The sequence below is a fragment of the Actinomyces sp. ZJ308 genome, from assembly GCF_011752065.1.
Lineage (GTDB): Bacteria > Actinomycetota > Actinomycetes > Actinomycetales > Actinomycetaceae > Actinomyces.
Genome location: NZ_JAAIJY010000069.1, coordinates 1 through 1,743, shown reverse-complemented (window position 1 = coordinate 1,743; position 1,743 = coordinate 1). Strand labels below are relative to the sequence as shown.

Annotated in this window: 1 protein-coding gene; it reads left to right on the top strand. The window is 66.1% G+C overall.

Features of this window, described 5'->3' with window-relative positions:
- Positions 1 to 112: 112 nt before the first annotated feature.
- The gene (locus HCR68_RS13870; protein WP_167150447.1) at positions 113 to 1,726 is read left to right on the top strand and encodes an IS1634 family transposase; all 1,614 of its coding nucleotides are present in this window, start codon (positions 113 to 115) and stop codon (positions 1,724 to 1,726) included.
- Positions 1,727 to 1,743: the final 17 nt, after the last annotated feature.

Here is a 1,743-nt window from a genome sequence, read left to right as displayed (position 1 = left end):
ACCTGAGTTGCACAGGTTGGGGTGGTTTGTGTTTCAGAGTGGGGTTTTTCGTTGGGATTCTGGGGGTGGGGTGGTCGTTTCGGGGCACTAAGACGGCGGTAGAATCTGCTGGGTGAGTCCGTACCTGCGTCAGGTCAAGACAGCCTCGGGGGCCACGGCCGTGCAGGTCGTGGCCAAGGAGCATGGTGTGCGCCGGATCGTGGAGCACCTGGGGTCGGCCCATGACGAGGCCGAGCTGGCTGCGCTGATGCGCCTGGGGCGCCAGCGGCTCCTGGCTGGTCAGCAGGTCCTGGACTTGGGGCCGGCACTCAACGACGACGCTGACGAGGTGGGTGGTCAGGTACCCGGTGACGGTGGTGCGGCGCGCAAGCTGGTGATCACCTCGCGCAGGTCGGCCTGGTTGATCGAGGCCCTCCGTTCGGCCTACAGGCGTTTGGGGCTGGGAGAGGCCACTGGTGGTGACCGGGCCTTTGAGCAGATGGTTCTGGCGCGTCTGATCGAGCCGACTTCCAAGGCCGACACTCCCAGGGTCCTGTCCGAGATCGGCTGGCCGGCCCCGGCCCACCGCAACACCCTGCAAGCGTCTCTGGCCCGGGCTCAGGAGCGGGGTTACCGTGAGAGCCTCTCAAACGCTTTGTTCGAGCACGTCACCAACACTGGTGGGGGTCTGGCCCTGTGCCTCTATGACGTAACGACGCTCTATTTCGAGGCTGAGAAGGAGGACGACCTGCGGCGGGTGGGTTACTCCAAGGAGAGGCGGGTCGACCCCCAGGTCATCGTCGGCCTGCTGGTCGACCGCCGTGGGTTCCCCCTGAGAATCGGGTGCTGGGAAGGAAACAGGGCCGAGACCACCACGATCATCCCCATCGTGGAGGCCTTCCAAGCCGCCCACGGCATTGAGGAGCTCGTCATCGTCGCCGACGCCGGCATGCTCTCAGCCGCCAACCTGAGTGCCCTGGACAAGGCGCACCTGCGGTTCATCGTCGGGGCCCGTCAGGTCCGGGCCCCAGGGGACCTCGAGGCCCACTTCCACTGGGCCGGGGACGCGTTCACTGATGGGCAGCTGATTGACACCGTCACCCCCAAACGAGGTAGCAGCCCCAAGGAGCGGGACGTCAGCAAGCGTCATGAGCCCATCTGGGACCCGGACACCCATCCGGGGTCGTGGAGAGCGGTGTGGGCCTACTCCAAGAAGCGTGCGGCCAGGGACACTCGGACCCTGACCGCTCAGGAGAACCGGGCCCGGGCCGTCATCGCCGGCGAGAAGCGTCCCAAGGGCACCAGGTTCGTCACCACCCACGCCGGTGACGCCACCCTGGATGAGGCGTCCCTGGCCCGGGCCCGCTCCCTGGTGGGGCTCAAGGGCTATGTCACCAACATCCCGTCACGCTTGATGGACGCCGCCGAGGTGGTCTCCTCGTATCACGAGCTGTGGCACGTCGAGCAGTCTTTCCGGATGAGCAAGCACGACCTGAGAGCCCGGCCCGTGTTCCACCACACCCGCGATGCCATCGAGGCCCACCTGACCGTGGTCATAGCCGCCCTGGCCGTCGCCCGCACTCTTCAGGAGACCACCGGGATCAGCGTCAAACGCATCATCCGCGCCCTCAAGCCCCTCCAGGACGTCACCATCAACCTCAACGGCCACCACCTCACCGCCGCCGACCCCCTGACCCCCGAAGCCGAGAAAATCCTCACCGCCCTGAACATCCCAACAGGGCACTAAAAACTGTGCAACTCAGG